Raw genomic sequence first — 22,337 nt, forward strand, 5'->3', positions numbered from 1 at the left:
GGCACCTGATCAACAGCGCTTATTTTTCAGCGTGTTCCTTCAAGGCTTTCAAGGTGTTGAACGGCGCGTCCACCACGAACTTGTTGGCCAACCACGACGGCACGCTGCCGCCTGGCTCGGTGTGTACCTGGTAGGTCACTTCGGTTTCGTTGGCACCTTTGGGCACCAGTTTCCAGAAGCCATCGACCTGGGCCACTCGCACGTAGCCTTTTTCTTCAGGCTTGTAAGTCGGCACGCCTTCCAACTTGCGCGTAACGCTGCCGTCAGCGGCTTTGGTGGTGGTGACGTGGATATACGAATCGCGATCCGTCACAGGGAACGGCGCCTTGAACTGGGTGTAGGTCCATGCCTCGTCGCCTTTCTTGTCGACGAGTTTCTGGGATTTGCATTCATGGATCCACGCGCAGGCCCCCGCGACGTCTTCCTGCAAAGCCTGGATTTTGGCGACAGGCGCCTTGATTACCGTGACACCGCGATAGGCTTTGTACTTGGAGCCGGCCATTTCGCTCAGCGAAATCTTGATGCCGTCTTCGTCCTTGGCAACTTGCCAATCCTCAGCCTGGGCAGTGGCCGCGAACATCATCGTAAAACCGCACACCACAGCCATTCGTTTCAGCGAACCCATCGTTGTATTCCTTGTTGTTGAAGTTCCGATAGTAAAGCCCATCAAGCCGCCGTCATTTGCTCCCACCAGCCGATCAAACGAATCGCATCGGCCTGGTCGTTGCCGCAGACCTCGATATCCGCCTTGAAATCACTGCACACCGCCGGACGTTCCGGTTGACCGAACAGCTGGCACAGTTGTTCCACCGACAGGTGCAGGCAACGCACGCCTGCGGGTTTGCCCTGGGGCATTCCCGGCAGCGGTGAACTGATGGAGGGGGCGATGCAGCATGCGCCACAGCCTTCACGGCATTTCATGACCAGCAGGTCCTCGACGACTCAATAGGGATGGCCGGGCTAGAGTACGCCCTTAAACAGCCGTTTTAAAATGGTCCAACAGGGGTTTTTCGCACAAAACAAAGATGACCGACCAGTCTACGACAGATGGTCGGCAACCCGGGTCACCTGTGACTGAACAGTTTATTGCTTGAATTCGAAATCCAGCGCGGCGCCTTCTACATCGCGACGCTCATCGTTACGCAGTTGCAGCTTCATCTCATTGCTGAGCAAGCGGCCGTTGATCTGGAACGCGCTGTTATCGGTGGGCTTTTCGCCAAACATCGGCGGCAGCAAGGGCACGCTCTTGGGTTTGGGCATGGTGCCGATCGGTTGCAAGTGCCTGACCATGTCCGAAGGCAGGGACAGGTCCAACTGTGCCGGTGGCAGTTTGGTCTGGGCCACTTCATGGGCCGACTTGGACTTGCTCGCCACAGGTGCGCGCTTTTTGGTCTTCACCGCTTTTTTCCCGGTGGCTGGGGCTTTTTTTGCGGGCGTTGGCTGCTTGGCCGACGTTTTTTGCTCGGCACTCGCGGCGGGTTTAACGTCAGCCACCGGCGTTGCAGCCAGCACCGTGCAGACGTTGCACAGGCTTAACAGGCCAATCACCAAAGTTACACGGAAAATAGACGTCATATCGCCAACAGCATTAACGGCAGAAGGCCATATGCTCGCTTGTTGTGCGTGGCATGACAAGGGCGCAGATCAATGTTGTCCCCTCTGCCCCCCTCAAAAGCCTGCTGCAGTTTCCTGGCACAGCTGGCTGGCAAGCATGCCCAGGGTCATCAACGCCCGCTCTGCCTCGCGGTTCCACGGGGTGCCGCAATTGAGACGGATACAGTGGTTGAACTGTTCGGTATTACTGAAGATCAGCCCTGGTGCAATGCTGATGCCCTGTTGCAAGGCACGCACGTGCAGCTCCTGGGTATTGACCCGCCCCGGCAAACTGACCCACAGGATAAAGCCGCCGGTCGGACGGGTCATCTGGGTGCCTTCGGGGAAATATTGCTGTACCGCCAGCTGGAAGGCGCTGAGGTTCTTGCGGTATTCCTGGCGAATGTAACGCAGGTGACGGTCGTAGCCGCCGTTTTCCAGGTACGCCGCCACGCCCATCTGCGTGACGCTGCAGGCAGAGTGAGTGCTGAACATTTGCAGGCGCTGAATCTCCTGCTGGTACTTGCCGGCGATCATCCAGCCGATGCGCACGCCCGGAGACAAGGTCTTGGAAAAACTCGAACAATAGATGACCCGGTCAAGACGGTCATAGGCTTTCAGGGCCTTGGTGCGGCCCAGTTCGAACATCAGCTCGCCATAGATATCGTCCTCGACGATCTGGATATCGAAATCCGACGCCAGGCGCAGCAATTGCTTCTGTCGCTCCTCTGGCATGGTGCCGCCCAAGGGGTTGCTCAGGCGCGTGGTCAGCACCAACGCTTTGATCGACCATTGGTTGGCCGCCAATTGCAGGGCTTCCAGGCTCATGCCCGTGGCGGGGTCGCTGGGGATCTCAATGACTTTGAGGCCGAGCAAATCGGCCAGTTGCAGCAAGCCGTAGTAAGTCGGTGATTCGGCGGCGATCAAGTCGCCGGGCCGGGTCAGCACGCGCAAGGACATCTGCAACGCATCGACGCAGCCGTGGGTGATCACCACTTCGGACGGATCCACGACTACGCCGGCATCGCGCATTCGGATCGCCACCTGGCGACGCAACGGTTCGAAGCCGGGGCTGAACATGTAGCTGAAGGCCCGTGGGCTCTGGAACCGCGTGACCTTGGCCAACTGCTGGTGCAGCGCCCGTACCGGCAGGTAGTCCACACTCGGCACCGCAGCGCCCAGGGGGAATACGCCTTCACGACGTGACTCGACCAACACCTGCTGGATGATACTGCTGCGGGTGACCAGCCCCGGGCGCTCGACCCGGGCGATGTCTGGCGTCGGCGCCGTGAGTGCCGGGGTCTGGTGCACGTAATAACCCGATTGCGGCCGCGCCCGAATCAACCCCTGGTCTTCCAGGTTGGCGTAGGCCTGCAACACCGTGGCATGGCTCACATTGAGCTGGGAGCTCATCTTGCGCACAGAGGGCACGCGCTCTCCCGGTTGGTAGACACCGCGCCGGATGTCTTCAGCCAGTTGCTGGGCAATACGTTGGTAAAGCAACAGATTGGTCATGACGCAGCACTCGATTTCACGGCTATTTTATTTTTGTGTGAAACATACCAGCACAGTTTAGAAGTGTACGGGGACAGTTAACACAATAATCGAGCGCGAACCGTAGTGACAGCAAAAACTGTGAAGGGAGTACGCGTGACAAAATGTGGGAGGGGGCTTGCTCCCGATGACGGTGTATCAGTCGAAGATGTTGCAACTGAACTACCGCTATCGGGAGCAAGCCCCCTCCCACATGCAATTGCGTCAGACTTTAGCGAGCGGCGCCCAGTTGGCCTTTCTCGTCGGAGAATACGATTTCCACCCGGCGATTCTGTGCGCGGCCTCGTTCGGAGGCGTTGGCTTCTACCGGGTATTGATCGCCATAACCCTGAACCTCGATACGCTTGTCGTCGACACCCAGGTCCATCAACAGGTCTGCCACCGATTGGGCGCGGTCACGAGAAAGTTTGAGGTTCTCCTGCTCGCCCCCGGTGTTGTCGGTATAGCCCTCGATACGCACCCGACGCTTGGGGTTCAGTTGCAGAAACTGCACGATCTTGAGCACGGTGCGGCTGGCCGAGTTTTGCAGTTCGGCTTCGCCGGTATCGAACAACACATCCCCCAGGGTCATCACCAAGCCTCGGTCGGTCTGGGTGGTGAGGCTGGCGATCTGCGCTTCAACCCACTTGCCCTGCTGCTGCACACTGGCCAGCTTGTTTTCGCGCAGGGCCAGTTGCAGGCGCTGACGCTCCAACTCGAGCTGGGTACCGCGCTCGGCATTGAGGCCCTGCTCGGTGTGTTCGCGGGCGATGGCACTGTAGCGCTGGCTCAGGTAGGCGTAATGCACCACGTCGGAGCCGCTGCCCCAGTAGCTGGACAGGCGATCGGCACGGGCCAGGGACTCGCCGGCGCGGATCACATCCTTGGGCGCAAAGCGCAGCACATTGGAGTCTTCCTTGACCTTCTGGAAGTCGTCGCCCGCCTGTTGCAATGCCTGCTCGCTGCTGGGCTGGCTGGCGCATCCGCCCAGTGCCGCGCTACCCAAGAGCAACGCACAGCTCAAACCACGGATCATCGGGCTCATTGCGCGTCTCCCAATTGCAGTTGCTTGCGCAGGCGAGTGATACGGGTATTAAGCACGTTCAATTGTTCCTGGCTCTTGGCGGTCAGCACTTTTGCCTCGGCCAGGCGCGCATCCAGCTCGGCCTGCTCGGCCCGCATACGCGCGCGCTTGTACGATTGGTCGGCCATGTTGGACTTGGCCCTGGCGAACTTTTCTTCGGCCAGTTTCAGTTCGGGCGATTCATCGGCGTTGACCCCGACCGCGTTGGCTTGCTCCAGGGCTTGCTGGGTCAGGCGCATTTGTTCATTCGGCGCAGGATCGGTTGCACATCCCGCCAGAGCGACAACGGCGAGGGCCGCGAAAAGAGGTCGAAAAATCACTGTAAATCCCTACTTTGTTGGGGTGCCGACGGGTTGTTGCAATTGCGCTTTCCAGCGCTCCAGATTGCGCTGCAGCGCGGCTTGCGCGACACCGGACGCGGGCAATTCTGTCATCTTTTTGGTCAGCTGTCCGCGCAGCCAAGGATCATTGCACGCCGAGTTATGGGAAATCGCCAGGTACAGCCCGGGCTGATCGACAGGCACCTCATGGGCGACCAAGTCGTTACTCATGCCCAAGGTCTGGGCCATGGCCATGCCGGAATAGCGTCCCGCCAGCACGTAGTCCACCTCCCCCAGCAACAGTTTCTGGAACGCCGGCGTGAGATTCGGCAGGCGTTGCAGGCTGAGCTGTTGGCCGGCGAAGGTTTCGAATTCAGTGCTCAGACGGGCGCGCTCCGATACCGCGCCCTTGTAGCCGTGCAGGACAGCCGCCGTGGTGTAGGCCAGCGGCGAATCCTTGCGCGTCCAGACCAGGTAGTCGGTCTGCATCAACGCCGGATGGATGTAGTCGAAGTTGTCCAGCTCACCGAGATTCAGTGGAGCATCAGCGAGAATATCCATGCGCCCGCTGCGCGCCTCATCCAAGGCCAGGGAGCGCTTGCCGCCGTAGAGCAGGTCGATTTTCAACCCAAGGTCCTTGCCCACTTGTTGCAACACGTCGGCGGTAGCGCCGATCAGGTGCGTGGGGTCCTGGGGGTCGCGCCACAGCAAGGGCGGTGCGTCCGGGCTGCCGGTGATCACCAGGCGTTCGCATTTGCCGGCGGCGAATGACAGGCTCGGCAGCAGCGTGAGGCCCAGCAGTAAAGTCCAGGGGCGCAACTCCATGGCAAGGTTCTCCTGATAAGTAAAAAAAAACCCGGTCATAAGACCGGGCTCTTTATAAGTGAAGCAGCTGGATTAGACCAGCTTCGAAAGCTCAGGTACGGCTTCGAACAAGTCTGCCACCAGGCCATAATCGGCCACCTGGAAGATCGGTGCTTCTTCGTCCTTGTTGATCGCAACGATCACCTTGGAGTCTTTCATACCGGCCAAGTGCTGGATCGCGCCGGAAATACCGACGGCAATGTACAGCTGTGGCGCAACGATCTTGCCGGTCTGGCCGACCTGCATGTCGTTGGGTACAAAACCTGCGTCCACGGCTGCGCGGGAAGCGCCGACCGCAGCGCCCAGCTTGTCGGCCAGGGCGTACAGGTGTTTGAAGTTGTCACCGTTCTGCATGCCACGCCCGCCGGAAACGACGATCTTGGCGGCGGTCAGTTCAGGACGGTCCGACTTGGCCAGCTCTTCGCCAACAAAGCTGGAAGTACCCGCGTCGTGGGCAGCGGAGACGGCTTCAACGGCGGCCGAACCCCCTTCGGCGGCAACCGGGTCGAAACCGGTGGCGCGTACGGTGATGACCTTGACCGAGGCGTTGGACTGCACGGTAGCGATGGCGTTACCGGCGTAGATCGGGCGCTTGAAGGTGTCGGCGCTTTCTACCGAGATAATCTCGGAGATCTGGTCAACGTCCAGCTGCGCGGCAACGCGTGGCAGGATGTTTTTGCCGTTGGAGGTAGCGGCAGCCAGGATGTGGCTGTAGCCAGCGCCCAGCTCTGCAACCAGCGGGGCAACGTTTTCTGGCAACTGATGCGCGTAGGCGGCATTGTCAGCGTTCAGGACTTTGCTCACGCCTGCAATTTTTGCAGCGGCTTCAACCACGGCGCCAGCGCCTTGGCCTGCAACCAGTACGTGGATGTCACCACCGATTTTAGCGGCGGCAGCCACGGTGTTCAGGGTGGCCGGGGCCAGCACCTTGTTGTCGTGTTCAGCGATTACGAGGATAGCCATGATCAGATCACCTTCGCTTCGTTTTTCAGTTTCTCGACCAGTTCAGCCACCGACTTGACCTTGATGCCTGCGCTGCGTGCAGCCGGCGCTTCAACTTTGATGGTCTTGTTGGTGGAGGCGGTGGAAACGCCCAAAGCATCCGGAGTCACCGATTCAAGCGGCTTCTTCTTGGCTTTCATGATGTTTGGCAGGGACGCATAGCGCGGCTCGTTCAAACGCAGGTCGGTGGTGACGATGGCCGGCAGTTTCAGGGAAACCGTCTGGGCGCCGCCGTCGATTTCACGGGTGACCGCAACGCTGTCGCCACTGACTTCGACTTTCGAAGCAAAGGTACCCTGGCCGTAACCGGTCAGTGCAGCCAGCATCTGGCCAGTCTGGTTGTTGTCGCTGTCGATGGCTTGTTTGCCCAGGATCACCAACTGAGGCTGTTCCTTGTCGACAACGGCCTTGAGCAGTTTGGCAACCGCCAGGGAAGTCAGTTCTTCAGCGGACTCCACCAGAATGGCGCGGTCGGCGCCCAGGGCCAGAGCGGTACGCAGCTGCTCTTGGGCAGTGGTCGGACCGATGGACACCACGACGATTTCAGTCGCAACGCCTTTCTCTTTCAGGCGTACGGCTTCTTCCACAGCGATTTCGCAGAAAGGGTTCATCGACATCTTGACGTTAGCAAGGTCGACGCCGGAATTGTCCGCCTTGACGCGAACTTTCACGTTGTAATCGACAACGCGTTTGACAGCTACAAGAACCTTCATGGATTCCTCGTTACTCTCCGGTGAAAAGAAAGTCGCCTAGGCGAACCTGGCGGTTGATGCTCATCGGCACACAAGGGCACCTCCAAAGACCTCGGCAGTGGCCTTGCACACGGGAAAATGATGACCGTTCGTCAGCGGTGACTGAGAGGTCATTCTTTATCGCGGCGTGTAAACTGCACACCAGCTTACCTTTGGACGTGCTCTTGAAACCTGCAGTCTGCCTACGGGAAGCGCGAAACCGACCGTATCTTGACCGGAACGCCTATTCTGGTCAATACGGCAAAATGGTCAGTCATAAGCCCCGTTGCTTTGATTTACCTAGGCTGCGGGCAATTCAAACAAACGTTTGTATTGGACGCTGCCAGTGGTCTATATATAATGCGCCACCTAGAGAGACAGGTGGGTCCTGCCGTTGTGCATGACGCTACCGAACCTCCACCCATTAGAAAAAAAAGCCTGTTGAGCCTTGAGTAGGAGATAGCCTGTGGAACGCGAATACATGGAATTCGACGTGGTCATCGTCGGCGCCGGCCCGGCTGGCCTGTCTGCCGCCTGCCGACTGAAGCAGAAGGCCGCCGAAGCCGGTAAGGAAATCAGCGTCTGCGTGGTCGAGAAAGGCTCCGAAGTCGGCGCCCACATCCTCTCCGGTGCCGTGTTTGAACCCCGCGCCCTGAACGAACTGTTCCCGGACTGGAAAGAGCTCGGCGCCCCGCTCAACACCCCGGTGGTGCGCGATGACATCTATGTACTGCGCAGCGGCGATACTTCCACCAAGGTTCCCGACTTCTTTGTGCCCAAGACCATGCACAACGAAGGCAACTACATCATTTCCCTGGGCAACCTGTGCCGCTGGCTGGCCCAGCAGGCCGAAAATCTGGGCGTGGAAATCTACCCAGGCTTCGCCGCCCAGGAAGCTCTGTTCGATGAAAACGGCGTGGTGCGCGGGATCATCACTGGCGACCTCGGCGTCGACCGCGAAGGCAAGCCCAAAGACGGGCTGTACACCCCAGGTATGGAGCTGCGTGGCAAATACACTCTGTTCGCCGAGGGTTGCCGCGGGCACATCGGCAAGCAACTGATCCAGCGCTTCAACCTGGACAGCGACGCCGACGCCCAGCACTACGGCATCGGCCTCAAGGAAATCTGGGAAATCGATCCAGCCAAGCACCAGCCAGGCCTGGTGGTGCACACCGCCGGTTGGCCGCTGGATATCATGGGTAACGAGAACACCGGTGGCTCGTTCCTCTATCACCTGGAAAACAATCAAGTCGTGGTCGGCCTGATCGTCGACCTGTCCTACAGCAATACCTTCCTGTCGCCCTTCGATGAATTCCAGCGCCTCAAGCACCACCCGGTCCTGGCCCAATACCTGGAAGGCGGCAAGCGGGTCAGCTACGGCGCCCGCGCGATCTGCAAAGGCGGGTTGAACTCGTTGCCAAAGATGGTCTTCAAGGGCGGCGCACTGATCGGTTGCGACCTCGGCACCCTGAACTTCGCCAAGATCAAGGGCAGCCACACCGCCATGAAGTCCGGCATGCTCGCCGCCGACGCCGTGGCCGACCGCCTGTTTGCCGAATCCGAAGGTGGTGATGAACTGACCGCGTATGTCGACAGCTTCAAAGCCAGCTGGCTGTACGAAGAACTGTTTGCCAGCCGCAATTTCGGCCCGGCCGTGCACAAGTTCGGCGCGATCATCGGCGGCGGTTTCAACTGGCTCGACCAGAACATTTTCGGCGGCAAGATTCCTTTCACCCTGCACGACACCAAGCCGGACTACGCCTGCCTGAAGCTGGCCAAAGACAGCCAGAAGATCGCCTACCCCAAACCCGACGGCAAGCTGAGCTTCGACAAACTGAGCTCGGTGTTCATCTCCGGTACCAACCATGAAGAAGAACAGCCGTGCCACCTGAAGCTCAAAGACCCGAGCATCCCGATCGGCACCAACCTGCCGCTCTACGATGAACCGGCGCAGCGCTACTGCCCGGCCGGCGTGTATGAGGTGGTGACCAAGGAGGACGGCGAGAAGCGCTTCCAGATCAACGCCCAGAACTGCGTGCACTGCAAGACCTGTGACATCAAGGACCCTTCGCAGAACATTACCTGGGTAACGCCGGAAGGTGCGGGCGGGCCGACTTACCCGAATATGTAAGGCCGCTTGACCAGTGGTTCTACGATCAGGCTGCACCGGCTGAATCAATGGCTTCTTCGATTCAGCCGGTGGACGCGCTGTCAGCGGTGCTGAAATCGCTGATCGGTTCAACTGACGGCATTGGTTTTCAACGACTCCAACAATTCGACCATTTCTTCAAGAGACTGGTTATCCGGTTGAATCTGCTCCCTCAGTTCCCAAATACTGTAGCGGTCATCGGACTGTGCCAGGTTAACCCCTGACGTCTTCGCCGAACCAAAATCCACCGGATAACACTTGCGAGTATTGGCGTCGTAAAGAATATTTCTTGCGGCCAAATCATTGTGAGCAATGCCGGCGTTTTCCAATTCGACCAGCATATTCAACACGCTGGCTGATAAGCCCTCGGGCAAGGCTTTATCCCCGGCCATCAGTTGCTCAAGCGATTCTCCCGGCACTTTGGGCATACGCATATAGGAAACGGTGTCAGCAGCATTGCTGCCAAGGAACGTCGCACGCTGTTCTCCATAATATCGGTTAAATAACGCCACCTCATTTTTCATATCGGCAATGCGCTTGGCAGCCGGTAAAGGGAACGTTACTTTGATCACATAATCAGCATCGTCCGGGTCGGCATACACCATCGCACGGGAGCCAAACCCGACGGGGTCTTTCAATCGTCCCTCAAGTTCATCCAGCCCACCGCCCATGACTCCTCTTCGACGCCAAACACCCTGAGCATCGGGCTTGGCAACAATGGCGCTACTGGCCAACTGGTCGGGGTCATGTGGATCGACTACACGCAAAATGTAATGCATGCCGTCCCCGGCATCAGGGGCATTGGCGACGTAATAGGGTTTGCCACCTAACTCGATTTCCCGCATACCTGGAAAAGACGCGCCAGTATTGGGTGCCCTCATCAATTGCAGGTCGTTTGTCTGTGAGTCAAGTTCCCAGCGGTAGTGTTGGGCGCCAGCGTTATTGGTTAACGAGGGTTCTCCCAACTCTACATCTGCCTTCGCCATGACAATTTCATGGGCCAGTTGCAGACCTGAGATCACCGCTGCGGCACCGCCGGCTACTCGATCATTTTGCGTCATGCCATCAATGGCGTCATGAACCCCGAAGACAATGTTGCCGGTGTTACCGATGATGGGCAGGTAACCGAAGGTATTGCCCCAAAATTCTTTCGCGGCTTTCCAGTTCTGCTGCGACGCACCAAAGACCTCAGTCTGGTCGGCCCACCTTGCGTCTTTTGCGTTAACAGCCTGAAAGTGAGAGGCAATGCCGCTCTTCAGATCGCCAAACTTCAGGTAATAATCGCTGTCTCTCGATTGGGTGTAATTGAATGTCTCCCGAACGGGTACGGCCCTATCCGCAAGCAGATTTTTTCTGCCTGGGAAGGTGGCGCTATTACCGTGAATAAGCGCCCCCAGAACATAGTCTGCCCTTGGCCAGTGCGCGTCTTTGCCGCCTTGCCGGTCACGGGCGTTGAAACTGTTCTGCACATGAGCACGATTTCTTTCAGCCCATTTGGCAAAGTCATCATCCCCGTGCAGTTCACTGACAGTGCCGCGTCTCAAATCAACCATTAAGCCTTTATCAGGTCGATGGTCATAATCACCGTGATAATGGACATAAGGAACAAAGGCATAACCGGCCAGAGAGTAACCGTATATATTTGGAACAACGACGTTTCCATTGTCCTCAAGTGTACGAATGATGGCTCTCTGGCCCGCCGGCGTAAGCTGACTGAACGTAGCCTTGTCGTCATGCAGACCTTGCAATGTTCCCTTGACCACATAGGCGTCCGCTTTCCCCGAGCGTTCTGCTAGCTTGCCCTCAGGGTCGCGCATCGGCTTGGCTACTTCTTGCCCCCAAGGACGTTGAAGTACGCTGCCCAGGGCCTCAAGTTCGTTGATCATATCCTTGGCCTGCGCATTGATATGCATGTCTTGGGCGTTCAACTGGCCCCCCGGCGCCACTTTATCGTGCTTCAACGCACCGGCTGCAATTTGCCATGCCAAGTAGGTGCGTTCATCCTGATTAGTCAGATGCGAGACACCATTGAGTTCCTTGACGTAAGACTGGAACGTCACCGTGATTTTTTGATGTGGGTCGTACCCCGCCGCCAGCAATCCACCGCTGAAATAACCTGCAGGCTCCAAGAACGGACGCAAGTGCTGGAATCTGATATTGCGTTGGCCTTCGTCGCCAGTTTCCATAGTCTGGATCTGCGCAACAACGCGACCAGCATAGGCATTGATTCGCCGTTCACGCTCGCCAAACGTATACCTCGCAGTAGGCGGTGTTACATCGAGCGAGCCGTAAATTACACCCTTGGAAAAATCAAGTTCGTGATTCGGGTCAGGGGTGACTGTCGTGTTGTTGGCAACACTCACTTTCATGCCTGCCGAACCGTTAACCTCACCTGCGGTTACAGTGTTTGCAGGCAGCGCAGAAGCCGATTGCTGAGTGCTGATAAGCATCGTATGAGTGAGGGGCTGAACTTTCACGCGCACTACCTCCTTGGTCCCAGACGCTAATTCGCCTGGTGCAATCGTGAGTGCATAACGAGCCAGAGCAGTTCCGTTGCCACCGCGCTGAAACAGTTATCAGGTATTGCCTCCCTATTCGATCTTCATGCAAGCAAGGCTTATCTGACAGGCGTACCCGGTAGACTCAGGCGGCTCGCTCTTCACCAGGGTTACGCAAAAAGTAACGCTTATATTCGCGACTGAACTGCGACGTACTCTGATACCCCACGCTGTGCGCCGCCTGCGCCACGCTCATGCCCTCCACCAGCAGCAACTGTTGGGCCTTCAATAGTCGCAGGCGCTTGAGGTACTGCACCGGCGACAACAAGGTGCAACGCTTGAAATGCTCATGGAAGGTCGACGCACTCATGTGCGCATACCCGGCCAGCGTCTCGATATTCAGCGGTTCGGCGTAATGGGCATGCAGGTGATTCAATGAGGTGGCGATGCGCGAAAACTGCCCCTGTTGTTCCACCAATGCACGCAGCACATCCGCCTGCGGCCCGCGCAAGGCGGTGAACAACAATTCGCGCACCCGCGCCGGGCCCATGATCCGGCTTTCCAGCGGATCGTGCAGGCACTGCAACAGCCGTTCGACGCATCCACGCATGACGTCATCGAGCACCACCGAACTCATCGACTCCAACGTCTGCGCCGTAGGCGGCGGCCCGGCCTGCATACCCATAGCAATCACCAACTCGCCCAACACCACCCGGTCGATGCCCACCGTCACGCCATACAGCGGCGCATCGGGCGCCATGGCAAAGGTCTCGCACTCGAACGGCACCGGCATCGCCTGGATCAGATAATGCCCGGCGCCATACTCCAGGGTACGCGGGCCCAGGTACGCGACTTTGCTGCCTTGGGCCACGAACATCAGGCTCGGCTCGTAGATCTGTGGCCCGCGCGCCACATCGCAACTGGCGCGCAATACCTTTACACCGGGCAGGTGAGTCGGGGAAAAACCGTCGCGGGATGCAAGGCCCTCAATCAAGGCGACCAGGGTGGCGTTGGCATCGAGATGGCGGGTCAGCAACATGGTAAAAAACTTCGCGAATTAGGGATGAGAGCATCATCGCAGGTCTGGCGACCAATACATCCAAACTTGAGGCAGTGCCGGACGAATAGGCATGAGACTCGGAGCAATCGCCATGGCCGCCGGTGCGCTCGGTACGCAGAATGGCTCGCCTCACTTGTCATTGCTTTTTTGCGAGGTTTCTTCATGTACACCGCCATCGGTTATGCCGCCCAGTCGGCCACCACTCCCCTCGCCCCTATGTCGTTTGAACGCCGCAGCCCGCGTGTCGATGACGTGGCCATCGAGATCCTCTACTGCGGCGTGTGCCACTCCGATATCCACCAGGCTCGCAACGAGTGGGGCATTGCCGTGTACCCGCTGATGCCGGGCCATGAAATTGTCGGTAAGGTCACCGCCGTCGGCGCCAACGTCACCGCGCATAAAGTCGGTGATCTGGTGGGCGTGGGCTGCATGGTGGATTCGTGCCGCCACTGCGAAGCCTGCCAGTCAGACCTTGAGCAATACTGCCTCGAAGGCCCGACCATGACCTACGCCACCCCGGACCGCGTGGATGGCAGCAACACCATGGGCGGCTACTCCGACAGCATCGTGGTCAGCGAGCATTTTGTGGTGAAGATCCCAGCCAGGCTCGACCTGGCCAGCGCTGCACCAATTCTGTGTGCAGGCATCACCACGTACTCGCCGCTCAAGCACTACGGCGTGAAGGCCGGCGACAAAGTCGGGATTCTCGGCATGGGCGGCCTGGGCCATATGGGCATCAAGTTCGCCAAGGCCATGGGCGCCGAGGTGACGCTGTTCACACGCTCGGCGAGCAAGGCTGAGGAAGGCCGCCGTCAGGGCGCCGACCATGTGATCGTGTCCACCGATGCCGAGCAGATGAAAGCCGCTGCCGGGCACTTCGACTTCCTGCTCGACACCATCCCGGTGCAGCACGACTTGAACCCCTACCTCGATGTACTGCGCTTTGACGGCGTGCATATCCTGGTCGGCCTGATCGAGCCGGTGGACCCGCCCGTCAATGCCGCGAAACTGGTGTTGGGCCGTAAAGTGCTGGCCGGTTCGCTGATCGGCGGCATTGCCGAAACCCAGGAAGTCCTGGATTTCTGCGCCGAGCACAACATCACCTGCGACATCGAAATGCTCGACATCCGCAAGATCAACGAGGCTTACACGCGCATGATCGCCGGTGACGTGAAGTACCGCTTCGTTATCGACATGGCGAGCCTCAAAGCCTGATCAGGCTTTGGCGCCCAACTCCGCTGACAGCCGGGCTGCGACCTGTTTGATCACAGGGATCAGCTCGGCCATTTTCTCCAGCGGCATGTAGGGCACGGTACTGGCGATGCTGATGCCGGCGACAATTCGCCCGCCGGCATCGCGCACCGGTGCGGCCACACAGCGAATAGACGGTTCGTTGTCTTCCAGGTCGAACGCATACCCGCCCGCTACATACTCGCCCATGCGCTGTTCGAACTGCGCCCAGGATTGCTCCGGGTGCTGCGGCCATTGCAGGCTTTTGCCCGCCGCCGGCAAGCTGGCGTGGTACAGGCGCTGCCACTCCTGCGGCGAATCATCCAGCAACAACGCCTTGCCGATACCGGTGCGCGCCAGCGGCATACGGTGGCCGACCCGCGAGCGCATTTCCGGGCCATTGCGGCCAGGGTTCTTGTGCAGGTAAAGCACATCGTCGTATTCACGGATCGCCAGGTGGATGGTGTCGCCGGTCAGGGCTGACAACTCGTCCAGATAGGGTACCGCCAGGCTTACCAACGGTAGCTCTTCACGGGCCTGGAAGCCCAACTCGATCAGCTTGGGCCCCAGCAGGTAACCGACTTGCGGCACTACACGCAGGTAACGCTCGTCCACCAGACAACTGGCCAGGCGGTGCGTGGTACTGCGCGTGGTGCCGATACGCCGGGCAATCTCTTTCAGATCCCGCGCACCAGCCGCCACCGCGTGCACCACGCCCAGGCCACGCAACAGGGTTTGGGTACCGGTGGGGGCGGCGTCTTTGACGGGGGTGTGGGCGTTTTCCTGCATATCGGGCCTATGTGGTAGTACGAAAACGAGCGGCATTATGGCAAATACCGCCCTCCTGAACACAGGAGATCCAAGGTGGGAGCTGGCTTGCCTGCGATGGCGGTGGGTCAATTAAAGATTGGCTGGCTGACACACCGCTATCGCAGGCAAGCCAGCTCCCACAGTTTGCTCTTCACAGGGCGAACATCAGCGTTGCTTCATGCGGTCGATGATGACCGCCAGCAGCAGGATCGAACCACGAATCACATACTGGTAAAACGTGTCGATGTTCTTCAGGTTCATCGCGTTCTCAATGATCGCCAGGATCAGCACCCCGGCAATCACATGGCGAATCATGCCGATGCCGCCGCTCAGCGATACCCCGCCCAGCACGCACGCAGAGATCACCGTCAGCTCGAAACCCTGGCCGATCATCGGCTGGCCCGAGGTCATGCGCGACGCGAGAATCACCCCGGCCAATGCGCCGATCAAACCGTGTACGGCAAAGATGATGATCTTGGTGCGATCGACATTCACCCCGGCCAGCAGCGCGGCTTCCTGGTTACCACCAATGGCCATGGTGTTGCGCCCATAGGTGGTGTAATTGAGCAACCAACCGAAGAACACGAAACACAGCACAGTGATGATGATTGGCACCGGTACGCCCATCAGTTGGCCATTGCCGAATACGAAGAAATCTTCATTCATCACCCCCACTGCCTTGCCGTTGGAGAAGATGTACGCCAGGCCGCGCACGATCTGCATCGTCGCCAAGGTGGCAATCAACGCATTGATGCGCAGCTTGGCAATCACGATGCCGTTGATCAGCCCCACCACCAGCCCCATGGCCAGTGCCGCCGACACGCCGAGAACCACGCTGTCGGTGTCACGGATCACGATGCCCGCCACCACCCCGGCACAAGCGATCACCGACCCCACTGACAAGTCGAAGTGCCCCGACGCCAGGCAGAACAGCATGGTGCACGCGGCGATGCCCACCGTGGATATCGCTAGCCCCAGGCCGCGCATGTTCAGTGGCGAAAGGAAGTTGTCGATAAATACCGCGCTGAGTACAAAGATGCTCAACGCTGCCAGCAGCATCACCCAGTCGTCGAGAAACTTGCGCTGGTTGAACCCCGGCCAGAAACCCTTTGCAGTTTTAACTTCAGACATAGCCAACCCCTCTTATTTCTTCAAGCCCGCGAACGCGGGAGCGCCAGTTGCAACAGGCGCGCTTCATCCGCTTGGGCACGGCGCAGTTCACCGCTCAGGGCGCCTTCGCTCATCACCAGGATGCGGTCGGAAATGCCCATCACCTCCATCAGGTCGCTGGACACCACGATCACCGCAATGCCGCTGGCCGCCAGGTTATGGATGATCTGGTAAATCTCCGACTTGGCGCCGATGTCGATACCGCGGGTGGGCTCGTCCAGCAGCAGGACCTTCATCGGCATCGATAGCCAGCGGCCGAGAATGGCTTTCTGCTGATTGCCGCCGGAGAGGTATAGGATCTTCTGCGCCGCGTTCGGGGTTTTGACCCGCATCGCCTGGATCTGCCGATCGGCGTTAGCTTTCTCCCAGCCTTCGCGCAACAGCCAGCCAAAGGTGGAATGCGCATCCCGGGCACTGATGTTGATGTTTTCGGCGACGCTGCCCAGCGGGATGATGCCTTCCTTTTTGCGATCCTCCGGGCACAGCAAGATACCGGCGGCGATGGCGTCGCGGGGTGAGCGCAATTGCAGGGTTTGCCCGCACAGCTGCAGGCTGCCGGCGCTGGTGCGCTCCAGCCCACTGAGCAGGCGAAACAGCTCGGTGCGCCCTGCCCCCACCAGCCCGAACAGCCCAAGGACCTCGCCCTTGCGCACCTCAAAGCTGATCGACTCGCGCAGGCCCGGGCCGAGCAGGCCGTCTACCTTGAGCGCCACTTCGCCGTGCTCGCGTGGGCGGTAGTCGTAGATGTCCTGGATATCGCGACCGACCATGCAGGTCACCAACTGGTCGTGGGTCAGGGTGCTCATGTCTTCGAAGGTGCGCACGTAGCGACCGTCCTTGAACACCGTCACCGCATCGCAGATACGGAACACTTCTTCCATGCGGTGCGACACGTAAAGCACCACTTTGCCCTCGTCGCGCAGGCGCGCAATGATTGCCATCAGCCGGTCGATTTCCCGCGCCGACAAACTGCTGGTCGGCTCATCGAAGGCGATCACGTTGGCACCGCGGGACAGCGCCTTGGCGATTTCCACCAGTTGGCGCTGGCCCAGGGACAGGCGCCCGAGCTTCTCGTCGGGGTCGATCTCATCGGCCAGGCCCTTGAGACATGCCAGCGCCTGCTGGCGCAGCACGCCGCGGTTGACCACACCGAAACGCGTCGGCAAGTGCCCGAGGAACAGGTTCTCGGCCACACTCATTTCCGGCACCAGATGCAGTTCCTGGTGGATCACCGCGACACCGTTGGCGATGCTGTCGGCAGCGTTCTTGAACGCCATGACCTGCGCGCCGATCTGCACGCTGCCGCTGCTGGGAATGTAGGCGCCGCCGAGGATTTTCAGCAGGGTCGACTTGCCCGCACCGTTCTCGCCCATCAGGGCATGCACCTGCCCGGGGTGGGCGGTGAAGCTGATGCCGTCCAGCGCCTTGACCCCAGGAAAGGTTTTGCCGATCGCGTCAAAACGCAGGGCCGCAGCGGTCATTTCCACAACCCGATTTTGGTCAACTCTTCCTGGAAGTTCTCGCGGGTGATCAGGGTAACTTCATCCATGGCGGTGTACTTCGCAGGTTCCTTGCCGGTGGTGACCCATTCGTACATCGCCAGCGCGGTGTTATAGCCTTCGATATGCGGGCTCGGCAGCATGGAGCCGAAGAAACCACTGTCGGCTTTCTTCAATTCGCCAATGGCGTCGGTGCCATTGATGCCGATGCCGATGACGTTGGCCGCCTTGAAACCGGCACTTTCGGTGGCGCGCACGCCGCCCAGTACCGTGTTGTCGTTCATGCCGCCGATGATCAGGTTCTTCGCGCCGCTCGGCAGCTTGACCAAGGCCGAGTTGGTGGCGTCCATGCTGCCGGGTACGTCGAGGGTTTTAAGCGCGGCGGTGAGGATGTGATCCTTGGGAATACCAGCGTCTTCCAGGGATTTGATCGAGCCGTCGGTGCGCTTCTTGCCGGTGTCGAGTTCGTTGAAGGTATTGATCACCGCATAGGTGTCCTTCCAGTCCCAGCTGCGTTTTTTCGCTTCGGCGGCCATGGCGGCCCCTTGTTTCTGGCCCACTTCAAACGCGGCCATGCCCAGGTACGGTACGTCTTCCATGAAGTTGCCCTTGGCATCGACAAAGCGGTCATCCACGGCCATGACTTTCAGGCCATTGACCTTGGCCTTGGCGACAATGGCCGGGCCCAGGGACACGTCCGGTGGGCAGATCACAAAGCCCTTGGCGCCGTTGGCGGCGAGGCTGTCGATGGCCGAGAGGGTTTTCTCGCCATCGGGCACGGCGATCTTGATCACGGTGAAGCCATGCTCCTTGCCGGCTTTTTCGGCGAAGGCCCATTCAGTCTGGAACCACGGCTCTTCGGCCTGCTTGACCAGGAAGCCGATCTTCACTTCTTCAGCCGATACAAAGCCGCTGAACACCATCGCCAGCGCCACAGCGCCAAGAGTCTTCTTGAACATGAACCACCTCTTTCTTGTTATTGGAAAACGATTTAGTCGTGGTACATCACCGAACGCCCGCCATCGATCATCAGGCACGTGGCGTTGATAAAGGGTGCCTCGTCGGTCGCCAGGAACAGCGCGGTCATCGCCACCTCAATGGGTTGGCCGATGCGCTTGGGTGGGTGCAAGTCAAACGCGCGCTGGCGTTCGGCGCGGGGGTCGGGAAAGCCGTTCCAGTAGTCGACGTTAAGCTGGGTTTCGATATAGCCCGGGGCGATAGCGTTTACGCGGATCCCCTTGGGCGCGTATTCGATGCCCAGGGCGCGAGTGAGGCCGAGCAGGCCATGCTTGGCGACAGGATAAGGAAAGCAGCCGGGGATGATGTGGCTGGAATGGGTGGAGGCAATATTGATGATGTTGCCGATGCCCTGCTCGATCATGTGCGGCAGCACTGCACGGCAACCGAACCAGGCGCCATCAAGGTCAATGGCGAAACAGCGGCGCCAATCCTCGTCGGTCATTTCCAGCGGGGCGCGAAACACATTGACCCCGGCGCAGTTGACCAGTACGTCCACCCGGCCAAAACGCTCGATGGCGAGATTGACCAGCGCCTGCCATTGCTCTTTGGAGGTGATATCTACAGGTTGTGCGCAAATCTCGGCGCCACGTTCGCGCCAACAGGCGGCGACTTTCTCGACTTTTTCACCCTGGATGTCCGCAATCACCAGTCGCGCCTGCTGGGCCTGGAAGCAAGCCACGATCGCCTCGCCAATGCCTTGCGCAGCGCCGGTGATGATCACCACCTTGTTCTTCAGCCGCTCGCCGTAAGTCGGCTCGGGCACGGCGGGTAGGGACAACGGTTGTGCCTGCATCGCTTCACCTGTTTTATTTTTGGTAGTGAGTGCTGATGCAAGCGACTATAAACCCAGACCTTGAAATATCTCAATATATAAATTTGCATCCCATATTGTGAACAAAGACAAAAAAACCGGCCATTGATAGCCGGTTTGGAATGTCGGTCAGCCTTGGGCAAAATCCCTCAGCGCCTCGCCTTCCATGCGATAGCGCACCCACTCCTCCTGAGGCTGGGCACCGATGGATTTGTAGAAGGCAATCGCTGGTTCATTCCAGTCCAGCACGCTCCACTCGAAACGCCCACAGCCGTTATCACAGGCAATCTTCGCCAGGTGGCGCAACAGCTTCTTGCCCGCTCCGCCGCCGCGTTGCTCCGGGTTGATATACAAGTCTTCCAGGTACAGGCAGTTGCTGCCCAGCCAGGTGGAGTAGCTGAAAAAGAACACGGCAAAACCAATCGGCAAACCGTCGCGCAGGCAGATCAGACCATGGGCGGTAGCGCCCTCGCTGAACAGGCTGCGCTCGATATCCACCACGCTGGCGATCACTTCGTGCCGGGCTTTCTCATATTCGGCAAGCTCGGTGATGAAACTCAGGATCTGCGCAGCATCGCTGGGTACGGCGGGGCGAATCTCGATGGTCATGGGCGCGCCTTGGGCAATTTCAAAGGCCACATATTAAGGCGGTTTGATGACCGATTGCAGCGCAATCTCATGCCGACGCAAGTCTTTTTACTCCGCCCCAGAGTAATGCCAGCACCAGTAATCACAGAACAATCCCAATGAGCGCCCATGGTAAACAAGCTGCATAATTCCAACATTCAGGTCCTGCTCATGCCCACCACGTCTGCAGTTGGCACGAAGACATTCGCGCTGTTCTGCCTCGCCAGTTTCTTATTGTCGCTGTCCTACGGCTCGACCTTTTTGCTGTCGCTGCTGATTCATTCACGCGGCGGCAACGAGCACGACGCCGGCAGTGTTATTGCCACGGCAATGCTCAGCACTTTTGTGGCGGTGGTCGTTTCCGGGCACCTGGCGGATGCGCTGGGCGCAGCGCGAGCGATTGCGGGCACGGGTGTAATGCTGGTGGTGGCCTGCCTCGGGTTTGCCCTGTCCCCCGGGTTTGGCCAGGGCCTGATGTTGTTCGGGCTATCCCTGGGCTTGGGCTGGGGCGTGTTCTATACCCTGGGGCCGATCATCGTGACCCTGCTGGTGCAACCCCAGCAGCGCGCCAAGTATTTTGCCCTGCTGTCCGGCAGCATGTTGAGCGGGATCGGTTCCGGCCCGTTGCTCGGGCGCGCCGCCACCGCGCTGGGCTTGCCCCTGACGACAGCGTTCTACATTGCCGGGTTGGCCAGCCTTGCCGGGGTTGTGATGTTCTGGCGCATGGACGCGCAGTTCAAACAGCACGCAAACGTGCCGGCGTCGAAGATTACCTGGACAGCAAGCCGCCGCGTGCTGACGTCCAAGGCAGCGTTCGCCATCTTGATGGTCGGCCTGGGTGGCTGCGTGTTTGGTGGGTTGTCGTCATTCCAGACCAGCTATGCGCTGGCCTATCAGCTGGATTATTCACTGTTCTTCGCGGGTTTCCTGACTGCTGCGATCACCAGCCGGCTGCTGATCGCCGGCTTTGTGGTCAAGCGTGATGCCTATCAGGCTGCGTGCGTATTGTCCGGCGTCATGTTTGGCGCGGTTGCGCTATTCGCGTTCGGGGTGAGCGGTAACTTCAGCTATCTGGTGGCTGCCGCCACGCTGGGGGTCGGGTATGGCCTGACGTACTCGGTGATCAATGGGCTGGTGGCCAATGAAGCACCCAGCGGCACCATGTCCCAGGCATTATTGCTGTTCAGCCTGGCGTACTTTATCGGCGTCTTCGGGTTCCCGTGGCTCGCGGGCAAGATGATTGTCGAATTCGGCCTGTCGACGATGCTGTTGAGCGTACTGGTCATCGCGGCACTGAACTGGTCGATCACCGTGGCGCGCCTGATCGTGCGGCGAGTATCGATACATAAAGTGATACAGGTGAGCTGATACCGTTCGTCGCCATCAAGGCACGAACAGCAAAGGGTGGCTGACCAATAAAGGGTAAGGACATTAATCATATGGAGACACCCTCATGAAAAATTCCAAATTTGCTGCCCTCGCCCTCACCGGCCTGCTGTCCGCGGCGTCCCTGAGCGCCTTTGCGGCGACTTCGTCGACCGGCCCCACCGACCCGACGCCCGACGCGACGACTGAATCGCAGAAATCCATGGGCACTGGCCTGGATACCAACGGCGGCGCGATCATCGACAATACCAACGGCGCCGACCCTCACACCCAGGGCCATGACACCCAGCGCCAGGCCCCGGCTGCGGTCGGCAACGGCAAAATGGGCCCGTCGGTCAATGAGCCGAAGATCAATAAAGGCGACGACTCGAATCTGCCAGGTGCACCGAAACAACCAGCGCCTTGATAGATCCCTGGCAACACCAACACCCGATCATTTCCCAGTGAAGAGGTACACATGAACGTCGATAGAAACCTTGAAAAAGAAGTCCTCACCCGCCTGTTGCACGCTCATCCCCAGGGCTTGGGCAAGGAGGTACTGGACAACTACCGCGGTGAGAAAGAAGTCGCCAGTGTCTTGGCGTTTCTGCAAGATCGCGGGTTGATCAAGGATGGGCATGTGACCACCGACGACGCCGGTGAATACTCGTTGAACCTGCCGATCAAGCTCACCGCCTCGGGTGTGGATGAGGCTCGCAAGCTCGACGGTGCAGGCCCTCGGTAAGTCATTTCTGGTCTGGCCCTGCGACCGGGGCCAGAAGGAGTCGCCCAAGCGCGCGGCGACCAACCGTGAGGGGCACCTGCGCAGCAGTAGGGCTTCATTAGGTAAGCAATCCAAGGAAAGTTTGTTGAAAGAAGCACGGGCCAAGGATATTCGTGGGCGCTCGACCATGAGTAAGGATGAGTTGGTCCAAGCGCTGAAAAAAGCAGGTTAAACATCGATCCGAAAT

General features: G+C 59.1%; 22 protein-coding genes and 1 pseudogene. 6 read left to right on the forward strand and 17 right to left on the reverse strand.

The window, feature by feature from the left end; translation table 11 throughout:
* Positions 1-19: 19 nt before the first annotated feature.
* The 9 genes from PSEBG33_RS07115 to PSEBG33_RS07075 form a co-directional block, all read right to left on the reverse strand.
* Positions 20-625, reverse strand: coding sequence for an START domain-containing protein (locus PSEBG33_RS07115; RefSeq protein WP_005790460.1), 606 nt, complete (start codon positions 623-625; stop codon positions 20-22).
* Positions 626-666: 41 nt separating this feature from the next.
* Entirely contained in the window at positions 667-921 is a 255-nt protein-coding gene (locus tag PSEBG33_RS07110; RefSeq protein WP_005790462.1) for a YkgJ family cysteine cluster protein, read from the reverse strand.
* Between the two features lie 162 nt (positions 922-1,083).
* On the reverse strand, positions 1,084-1,575 hold the full coding sequence (locus PSEBG33_RS07105; RefSeq protein ID WP_005790464.1) for a hypothetical protein: 492 nt from the start codon (positions 1,573-1,575) through the stop codon (positions 1,084-1,086).
* Between the two features lie 93 nt (positions 1,576-1,668).
* Entirely contained in the window at positions 1,669-3,108 is a 1,440-nt protein-coding gene (locus PSEBG33_RS07100) for a PLP-dependent aminotransferase family protein (RefSeq protein ID WP_005790467.1), read from the reverse strand.
* A 250-nt stretch (positions 3,109-3,358) separates the two neighbouring features.
* Entirely contained in the window at positions 3,359-4,171 is an 813-nt protein-coding gene (locus PSEBG33_RS07095) for an OmpA family protein (protein ID WP_005790469.1), read from the reverse strand.
* A complete protein-coding gene (locus tag PSEBG33_RS07090; RefSeq protein WP_005790472.1) occupies positions 4,168-4,530 on the reverse strand; it encodes a DUF4398 domain-containing protein in 363 nt (120 codons plus the stop codon). Before PSEBG33_RS07090 ends, PSEBG33_RS07095 begins: the two co-directional genes overlap by 4 nt.
* A 9-nt stretch (positions 4,531-4,539) precedes the next feature.
* The gene (locus tag PSEBG33_RS07085; RefSeq protein WP_005790473.1) at positions 4,540-5,355 is read right to left on the reverse strand and encodes a substrate-binding periplasmic protein; all 816 of its coding nucleotides are present in this window, start codon (positions 5,353-5,355) and stop codon (positions 4,540-4,542) included.
* A gap of 72 nt (positions 5,356-5,427) precedes the next feature.
* Entirely contained in the window at positions 5,428-6,357 is a 930-nt protein-coding gene (locus tag PSEBG33_RS07080) for an electron transfer flavoprotein subunit alpha/FixB family protein (RefSeq protein ID WP_005790475.1), read from the reverse strand.
* 2 nt (positions 6,358-6,359) lie between these two features.
* Positions 6,360-7,109 (reverse strand): electron transfer flavoprotein subunit beta/FixA family protein, encoded by a 750-nt coding sequence (locus tag PSEBG33_RS07075; protein ID WP_005790477.1) that lies wholly within the window; start codon positions 7,107-7,109, stop codon positions 6,360-6,362.
* Between the two features lie 484 nt (positions 7,110-7,593).
* Here PSEBG33_RS07075 and PSEBG33_RS07070 point away from each other — a divergent pair, with 484 nt between their 5' ends.
* Positions 7,594-9,258 carry an electron transfer flavoprotein-ubiquinone oxidoreductase gene (locus PSEBG33_RS07070; protein WP_005790479.1) on the forward strand — a complete coding sequence of 555 codons (1,665 nt, stop codon included), beginning with the start codon at positions 7,594-7,596 and terminating at the stop codon, positions 9,256-9,258.
* Between the two features lie 107 nt (positions 9,259-9,365).
* On the opposite strand, the gene PSEBG33_RS07065 is transcribed toward PSEBG33_RS07070, so the two are convergent.
* Together PSEBG33_RS07065 and PSEBG33_RS07060 are read right to left on the reverse strand one after the other, a co-directional pair.
* Entirely contained in the window at positions 9,366-11,753 is a 2,388-nt protein-coding gene (locus tag PSEBG33_RS07065; RefSeq protein ID WP_005790481.1) for a hypothetical protein, read from the reverse strand.
* A gap of 166 nt (positions 11,754-11,919) precedes the next feature.
* Positions 11,920-12,813, reverse strand: a complete 894-nt coding sequence (locus PSEBG33_RS07060; protein ID WP_005790482.1) for an AraC family transcriptional regulator — start codon at positions 12,811-12,813, stop codon at positions 11,920-11,922.
* A 183-nt stretch (positions 12,814-12,996) separates the two neighbouring features.
* On the opposite strand from PSEBG33_RS07060, the gene PSEBG33_RS07055 reads away from it, so the two are divergent.
* Positions 12,997-14,049: an NAD(P)-dependent alcohol dehydrogenase gene (locus tag PSEBG33_RS07055; RefSeq protein ID WP_005790484.1), complete on the forward strand. Its 1,053-nt coding sequence runs from the start codon at positions 12,997-12,999 to the stop codon at positions 14,047-14,049.
* Here the strand turns inward: PSEBG33_RS07055 and PSEBG33_RS07050 are convergent, their stop codons facing one another.
* From PSEBG33_RS07050 to PSEBG33_RS07025, 6 genes are all read right to left on the reverse strand, one after another.
* The gene (locus PSEBG33_RS07050) at positions 14,050-14,853 is read right to left on the reverse strand and encodes an IclR family transcriptional regulator (protein WP_005790487.1); all 804 of its coding nucleotides are present in this window, start codon (positions 14,851-14,853) and stop codon (positions 14,050-14,052) included.
* Between the two features lie 186 nt (positions 14,854-15,039).
* The gene (araH, locus tag PSEBG33_RS07045) at positions 15,040-16,005 is read right to left on the reverse strand and encodes an L-arabinose ABC transporter permease AraH (protein WP_005790489.1); all 966 of its coding nucleotides are present in this window, start codon (positions 16,003-16,005) and stop codon (positions 15,040-15,042) included.
* 20 nt (positions 16,006-16,025) lie between these two features.
* Entirely contained in the window at positions 16,026-17,525 is a 1,500-nt protein-coding gene (araG, locus tag PSEBG33_RS07040; protein WP_005790493.1) for an L-arabinose ABC transporter ATP-binding protein AraG, read from the reverse strand.
* Complete coding sequence (locus PSEBG33_RS07035) at positions 17,522-18,502, reverse strand: substrate-binding domain-containing protein (RefSeq protein ID WP_005790494.1); 981 nt, start codon at positions 18,500-18,502, stop codon at positions 17,522-17,524. The genes araG and PSEBG33_RS07035 overlap by 4 nt, the downstream gene beginning before the upstream one ends.
* A gap of 32 nt (positions 18,503-18,534) precedes the next feature.
* Entirely contained in the window at positions 18,535-19,356 is an 822-nt protein-coding gene (locus tag PSEBG33_RS07030; protein WP_005790495.1) for an SDR family oxidoreductase, read from the reverse strand.
* A gap of 147 nt (positions 19,357-19,503) precedes the next feature.
* Positions 19,504-19,983 (reverse strand): GNAT family N-acetyltransferase, encoded by a 480-nt coding sequence (locus tag PSEBG33_RS07025; RefSeq protein WP_005790497.1) that lies wholly within the window; start codon positions 19,981-19,983, stop codon positions 19,504-19,506.
* 189 nt (positions 19,984-20,172) lie between these two features.
* Here PSEBG33_RS07025 and PSEBG33_RS07020 point away from each other — a divergent pair, with 189 nt between their 5' ends.
* The 4 genes and pseudogenes from PSEBG33_RS07020 to PSEBG33_RS29795 form a co-directional block, all read left to right on the forward strand.
* Positions 20,173-21,369, forward strand: a complete 1,197-nt coding sequence (locus PSEBG33_RS07020; RefSeq protein WP_005790499.1) for an MFS transporter — start codon at positions 20,173-20,175, stop codon at positions 21,367-21,369.
* A gap of 85 nt (positions 21,370-21,454) precedes the next feature.
* Entirely contained in the window at positions 21,455-21,793 is a 339-nt protein-coding gene (locus PSEBG33_RS07015) for a hypothetical protein (RefSeq protein WP_005790501.1), read from the forward strand.
* Positions 21,794-21,844: 51 nt separating this feature from the next.
* Entirely contained in the window at positions 21,845-22,111 is a 267-nt protein-coding gene (locus tag PSEBG33_RS07010; protein WP_005790502.1) for a hypothetical protein, read from the forward strand.
* Positions 22,112-22,142: 31 nt separating this feature from the next.
* Positions 22,143-22,322 (forward strand): annotated as a pseudogene (locus tag PSEBG33_RS29795) (termination factor Rho); the annotation flags it as partial.
* Positions 22,323-22,337: the final 15 nt, after the last annotated feature.

The sequence above is a fragment of the Pseudomonas synxantha BG33R genome (assembly GCF_000263715.2).
In the GTDB taxonomy this organism is placed as follows: domain Bacteria; phylum Pseudomonadota; class Gammaproteobacteria; order Pseudomonadales; family Pseudomonadaceae; genus Aquipseudomonas; species Aquipseudomonas synxantha_A.